Annotated in this window: 7 protein-coding genes; 5 read left to right on the plus strand and 2 right to left on the minus strand. The window is 76.4% G+C overall.

Annotation, left to right across the window (positions count from 1 at the left end; translation table 11 throughout):
- Positions 1 to 24 precede the first annotated feature (24 nt).
- The 4 genes from WJX68_RS19900 (at position 25) to WJX68_RS19915 (ending at position 4,283) form a co-directional block, all read left to right on the plus strand.
- The gene (locus tag WJX68_RS19900) at positions 25 to 1,242 is read left to right on the plus strand and encodes an MFS transporter (RefSeq protein WP_340293205.1); all 1,218 of its coding nucleotides are present in this window, start codon (positions 25 to 27) and stop codon (positions 1,240 to 1,242) included.
- A gap of 990 nt (positions 1,243 to 2,232) precedes the next feature.
- Positions 2,233 to 3,057, plus strand: a complete 825-nt coding sequence (locus WJX68_RS19905; RefSeq protein WP_340293207.1) for a glycoside hydrolase family 16 protein — start codon at positions 2,233 to 2,235, stop codon at positions 3,055 to 3,057.
- Positions 3,058 to 3,096: 39 nt separating this feature from the next.
- A complete protein-coding gene (locus WJX68_RS19910) occupies positions 3,097 to 3,429 on the plus strand; it encodes a hypothetical protein (protein WP_340293209.1) in 333 nt (110 codons plus the stop codon).
- Entirely contained in the window at positions 3,423 to 4,283 is an 861-nt protein-coding gene (locus WJX68_RS19915) for an HTTM domain-containing protein (protein ID WP_340293211.1), read from the plus strand. Before WJX68_RS19910 ends, WJX68_RS19915 begins: the two co-directional genes overlap by 7 nt.
- Here the strand turns inward: WJX68_RS19915 and WJX68_RS19920 are convergent.
- Together WJX68_RS19920 and WJX68_RS19925 are read right to left on the minus strand one after the other, a co-directional pair.
- Positions 4,270 to 4,626: a tetratricopeptide repeat protein gene (locus tag WJX68_RS19920; RefSeq protein WP_340293213.1), complete on the minus strand. Its 357-nt coding sequence runs from the start codon at positions 4,624 to 4,626 to the stop codon at positions 4,270 to 4,272. The genes WJX68_RS19915 and WJX68_RS19920 overlap by 14 nt on opposite strands.
- A 72-nt stretch (positions 4,627 to 4,698) precedes the next feature.
- Positions 4,699 to 5,520 carry an NAD(P)H-binding protein gene (locus WJX68_RS19925; RefSeq protein WP_340293215.1) on the minus strand — a complete coding sequence of 274 codons (822 nt, stop codon included), beginning with the start codon at positions 5,518 to 5,520 and terminating at the stop codon, positions 4,699 to 4,701.
- Between the two features lie 95 nt (positions 5,521 to 5,615).
- Between WJX68_RS19925 and WJX68_RS19930 the strand changes: the two genes are divergently transcribed.
- Positions 5,616 to 5,993 carry a winged helix-turn-helix transcriptional regulator gene (locus WJX68_RS19930; RefSeq protein ID WP_340293217.1) on the plus strand — a complete coding sequence of 126 codons (378 nt, stop codon included), beginning with the start codon at positions 5,616 to 5,618 and terminating at the stop codon, positions 5,991 to 5,993.
- Positions 5,994 to 6,004: the final 11 nt, after the last annotated feature.

Below are 6,004 nucleotides of genomic sequence, written 5' to 3' on the forward strand. Positions count from 1 at the left end.
GGGGACCGGGGAGCGGAGGACGACGTGGTCGAGCACGAGGGCCGCGACGCCGGACCCGCCGGGGTGCGCGCGGCGGGCACGCTGCCGCGGGAGATCCACGTCCTGGTCGGCTCGGCGTTCGCGATCGCCATCGGGTTCGGCCTGGTCGCGCCGGTCCTGCCGGCCTTCGCGCGGTCGTTCGACGTCGGGGTCACCGCGGCCGCCGCGGTGATCAGCGTGTTCGCGTTCTCCCGGCTGGTGTTCGCGCCGCTGTCCGGGACGGTCGTCGGCCGGTTCGGCGAGCTGCGGGTGTTCGTGACCGGGCTCGCGGTGGTCGCGGTGACGACCGCGGGGCTGGCCTTCGCCACCGCGTACTGGCAGCTCATCGTGCTGCGGCTCGTCGCGGGCGTCGGCTCGACGATGTTCACGATCTCGGCGGTGTCGCTGCTGGTCCGGCTGTCGCCGCCGCACCTGCGCGGGCGCGCCACCAGCCTGTGGGCGACGGGGTTCCTGCTCGGCAACATCGCCGGCCCGCTGCTCGGCGGCACGGCGGCCGCGATCGACGTGCGGGCGCCGTTCCTGATCTACGCGGCGCTGCTCGTGCTGGTGCTCGCCGTCGGCGGCCGGCTGCTGCACCGTCCCGAGGCGCCCGCCGACGAGGTGCCCCCGCCGCGCACCCGGTTCCGCGACGCGCTGGCGCACCGCGCCTACCGGGCGTCGCTGGTGGGGAACTTCGCGAACGGCTGGGCGGTGTTCGGGGTGCGGATCGCGCTCGTGCCGCTGGTCGTCGTCGAGTCGCTGGGGCGGGAGGACGCGTTCGGCGGGATCGCGCTGTCGGTGTTCGCCGCCGGGAACGCCGCGACGCTGCTGCTGGCCGGGCGGCTCGCCGACCGGTCCGGCCGCCGACCGCCGCTGATCGCCGGACTCGCCGTGTCCGGGGCGGCGACGGCCGTGCTGGGCTGGGCCCTGGACCCGTGGCTGTTCCTGGTCCTGTCCCTGGTCGCCGGGCTCGGCAGCGGGCTGGTGAACCCGCCGCTCAACGCGGCCGTCGCCGACGTGATCGGCGAGCGCGCCCGCGGCGGTTCGGTGCTGGCCGGCTTCCAGATGGCGGCCGACCTCGGTGCGATCGCCGGGCCGCTGGTCGCCGGCGCGCTCGCGGAGGGGCTGGGCTACGGCCCGGCGTTCGCCGTGACCGGGGTCCTGTCGCTGGTCGCGATGCTGTTCTGGTGGCGGGCGCCCGAGACGCTCCCGGCGCGCGCCTGACGCTGCTCCGGACGGGTGGGGCCGGCCCTCGGTGCGCGGACCACCCGAACCCCCACGATCCCGGCAGTCCCGGTCGTCCCACGTGTCACGGCGCAATCCGGACCGGTGACCGCTCCGGGCGACAGTCGGACGGGTGAGTTCACCCCACCGACGGGTGCTCACGGTGGAGATCGCGCACGGCCTGCTCCTAGCGTTCCCGATATCGGACAAGGCGGACACGGACGGGGGCGGATCGGGGCCATGAGGCGCGGACCGGTACGACGCACGGTGATGGGCGCGGCAGCAGTGGTGACGGCGAGTGCGCTCGCCTTCTCCGTCGGGAGTCTGGCCGTCACCGGAGGGGTGCCCGTGACGGCGGCCGCGGCACCCTCGGTGTCCGGTGCGGCAGAGGCGCCGGTCGTGCCCGGGACACCCGCCGTCACCGACGCTCCGGCGGACGCCCCGTCAGGGGCGGTCGGACCGCCGTCCGACTCCGCTCCGTACGCGGGGGCCGCCGCCGCGGCGGCATCTCCCGCCGGTGCGACGGGCCGCGGGGCGGAGGGCGCCTCCGACGCTCCGGCGCCCGCCGCGCCGTCCGGCGCGAGCACCCCCGGACGGGCCGCTCCCGCGGACGCCCCACCCGCCGACCGGCCGACCGATGCTCCCGCCGACCGCCCTGCCGACCGCCCTGCCGACCGCCCTGCCGACCGCCCTGCCGACCGGCCCGCCGACCGCCCCGCCGACCGGCCCGCGGGGACGCCGGGCGTCACTCCGGCGGACGCGCCGGCCGACCGGCCCGCGGACGCGCCCGGGACCACCCCCGCGGACCGGCCCGCCGGCCCGGCCGGGACCGCCCCCGCGGACCGGCCCGCCGACCCTGCCGGGACGGAGCCCGCCGACCCGGCCGGGACCGCCCCTGCCGACCGGCCCGCCGACCCTGCCGGGACGGAGCCCGCCGACCCGGCCGGGGCCGGGCCCGCGACACCCGCCGACCAGCCGGAGGACCAGCCCGTGGACCAGCCGACCGACCGCCCGGCCGACCCGCCGGCCGAACAGCCGAACGAGCCGGCCGAGCAGCCGGCCGACCCCTCGGCCCGCCCCGCCGACCAGAGCGTCCCGCGCCCCGGCGCGACCAGCGCCGCCGAGCGGTTCGGCTGGGGCGCGCCCCTGCCGGCGTCCGACGAGTTCGACTACACCGGCCCGCCGGACCCCGCCCGGTGGAACCAGGCCGGCGAGTGCTGGCCCGGCCACGCCGGCAACGGCGGCCGCTGCGCCAGCCGTTCCACGGTGGAGGACGGCAAGCTGGTCCAGACCGGCCTGCGCAACGGCGACTCGGCCTGGATCTCCTCGACGTTCAACCAGCAGTACGGCCGCTGGGAGGCCCGCGTCCGGTCCGAGGCGACGGGCCCGGACAACGGCCGCCAGTACCACCCGCTGCTCATCATCTGGCCGCAGTCCGACCGCTGGCCCCAGGACGGCGAGTACGACTTCCTGGAGAACGGCGCCCCCGGTGAGCAGTGCGCCGAGGCGTTCATCCACTACCCGCACGACCGCGGCGCGGTCCAGCAGGAGTACGCCAAGCAGAAGAACTGCGGGGCGCCGCTGTCGGAGTGGCACAACGTCGCGATCGAGTGGACCCCGGACCACGTGAAGGGCTTCATCGACGGCGAGGAGTGGTTCAGCTTCTCCGGCGGGGCCCGCTCCGGGCGCAAGAACATCCAGGACATGCCCAGCGGGCACCTGACGATCCAGCTCGACAACTTCTTCGGCGGCAGCATGCAGCCGGCGACCTACGAGGTCGACTGGGTCCGGATCTATCCCCTCGACCCGAAGTGAGGGGTTGACGCCACCGCGTCCGGTCACGATGGAGTGGGCGTGTCGTCACTCGTACGCCGCCGCCTCGCGGTGTGGCTGCTGGCGGGGGTCGTGGCGTTCGAGGTCGCCGTACCGGCCGTCGGCCTGATCACCACCGACCCGCCGCGCCGCTACTCGTGGAGCATGTTCGTCGAGTCGTCCACGACCTACGCCTACACCGGACGGGCCGCCGACGGGACGACCCGCCCGCTGGACACCGGGACGCTGCCCTGGCCGCAGAGCACCGTCCACTACGGATCGACGGTCCCGGACCTGCTGTGCGGGGCGCACCCCGACCTCGTCGCGGTCTCGCGGACGTGGGACGGGCTCCCGGAGCGGGAGCAGCCGTGCTGAGGCTCCCGCAGACCCTCCCCGCCCGGCAGCTCGCCGGCTACCGGGTCCTGGTCGGGCTCGTCGCCGGCGCGAAGGCGCTGGAGCTGGGCGCGAGCCCCCTGCTCGGGACGGCCGCCTCTCCGCTGTTCGGCGTCGGCCCGGTCCTGCCCGCCCCGGTGTGGCTCGCGCTCGGCGCGGTCATGGGGCTCGCCGCGCTCGCCGTCGTGACCGGATGGCACGCGCGGCCCGCCGCGCTCCTGGTCGGGCTGTGCACCGCGGGCTTCGTCTGGGGTGCCGGGTACTACTCCAACCACACCTACCTGCTGTTCACCGTGGCCGTGCTGCTCTCCTTCACCGACTGCGACGCGGCCTGGTCGGTCCGGTCCCGGCGCGGGGGCGGCGGGGATGGCGGCACGGAGCGGGTGTGGGCGCCCCCGGTGCTGGTGCTGCGCGCGCAGATCACCGTCGTCTACGCCTACGCGGCGATCTCGAAGATCCGGCCGGACTTCCTGTCCGGCAACGGGCTGGCCTCGTGGGCCCGGGACTCGGTGCTCGTGCCCGCGGCGGCCCTGGTCCCGGCGGTCCTGGTGCCGATGGCGTTCGGCGCGGTGCTCACCGAGCTGTTCGTCGCGTTCGCCCTGTGGTCGTCGAGGCTGCGGCCGGCCGCCGTCGTCGCCGGGGTCGGGCTGCACCTGGGGATGATCGTGGTGCTGTCCGACGGCCTGCACGCCGTGGTCGAGCTGGGCCTGTTCGCCACCCTCACCTGCGGCGGCTACCTGCTGTTCGCCGACCGCGTCCCCGGCGCGGGCGGCGTCGTGGTGCCCCGGCAGCGCCGGTCGGAACCGGCGCTGCCGGGGGTGCTCACGCGGCGCTGAGGCCCATCGCGGCGGCGATCCGCAGGTGCGGGGCCGCCTCGTCGTGCCGCGACCGGCGCTGCAGGGTGCGGCCCAGCAGCAGGTGGGCGTAGCCGTCGGCGGGCTCGCGGTCGAGCAGCTCCCGCAGCGCGGTCTCGGCCCGGCCGAGCTGCGCGGAGTGGTAGTACGCCCGGGCGAGCAGCAGCCGTACGGCGCCCGCGTCGGGCTGCTCGGCCACCAGCGCGGCGAGCACCGTCGCGGCGCCGGCCGGGTCGCCGGCGTCGAACAGGTACCGGGCACGCTCCCAGCGCTCGACCGGTCCGGCCGCCACGCCGGCGATCCAGGGCAGGGTCTCGACGGTCATCGGTCGCCCCCTTCCGGGCGCAGTGGTTGATACGTCAACCTCAACCGTGCCCGGCGCCGGGTTGTTCCCGGCTCAGGCCGACGCGGCCCGCACGAGCTCGCGGATGCCGGTGGCGGGCCGCCCCAGCAGCGCGGGGAGGTCCTCCGACGGCTCGGCGAACAGCCCCGACGACACCAGCCCGCCGAGGAAGGCCAGGTCACCGGCCCGGTCGAGCGGGACGCGGCGGTGCGCGACCGGCCGACCGGACTCCTCGGCGATCGTGGCGGCCAGCTCGTCGTAGGTCCACAGCGGTCCGCGCAGCTCGTAGGCCCGGCCCGCGTGCCCGTCGGAGGTCAGCACGACGGCCGCGGCCCGGGCGAGGTCGGCGATCGTCGCGGTGTTCAGCGCCCGCCCGCCGTCGGCCGCCACCGTCTCCCCGGCCCGCACGGCGGCCGCGACGACGTCCGGGCCGACGAACAGGTCGGAGTAGAACGTGTTGCGCAGCAGCGTCACCGGCAGGCCGGAGTCGCGCAGCAGGCCCTCGGTGACGGTGTGGTCGGCCAGGAACCCGGGCGCGTCCGGGTCGTCGGCGCCGATCGCGCTGGTGTAGACGACGTGCCCGACCCCGGCCTCGGCCGCCGCGGTCACGACGTGGCCGTGCTGGCGCTCGCGCACGCCCGGCGTCACGTCGGAGCCGGACACGAACAGCAGCCGGTCCGCGCCGGCGAACGCGGCCGTCAGCGAGGCGGGGTCCTCGTAGTCGCCGCGGCGCACCTGCACGCCGGCCGCGGCCAGGTCCGCCACCTTCTCCGGCGTCCGGGCCAGCACCGCCACCCGCTCGGCGGGCTCGGTCTCCAGCACGGCCCGCACGGCCGCGCGGCCCAGCCTCCCGCTCGCCCCGGTCAGCACGATCATGGTCGTCTCCTCGCTCGTCGTGGACGCCGCCGATGCTGCCCGGATAGGCTTACGATTCGTAAGTACGTACCTCGAAGTAAGTAGGGGAGGCGACGGTGAGCACGCAGGTGGGGCTGTCCGGCTCGGCCGGTCCGGGTGACGCGTTCGACAGCGACTGCCCCTCGCGCGCGGTCCTGGACCACGTCACGTCGAAGTGGGCGGTGCTCGTGCTCGTCGCGCTGTCCCGCGGGGACCATCGGTTCTCCGCGCTGCGCCGCGCCGTCGGCGGGGTCAGCGAGAAGATGCTCGCGCAGACCCTGCGCACCCTGGAGTGCGACGGGTTCGTGCACCGCGAGGTCGCCCCGACGACCCCGCCGCAGGTCAGCTACGGCCTGACCGCGCTCGGCCACGGCGTCACCGGCCACCTCACCGGCCTGATCCGCTGGATCGAGGAGCAGCTGCCGGAGGTGTCGGCGGCGCGCTCGCGGGGCTGACCGCCGCTAGT

Origin of the sequence: Pseudonocardia spirodelae (assembly GCF_037727765.1) — a bacterium.
GTDB classification, from domain to species: domain Bacteria; phylum Actinomycetota; class Actinomycetes; order Mycobacteriales; family Pseudonocardiaceae; genus Pseudonocardia; species Pseudonocardia spirodelae.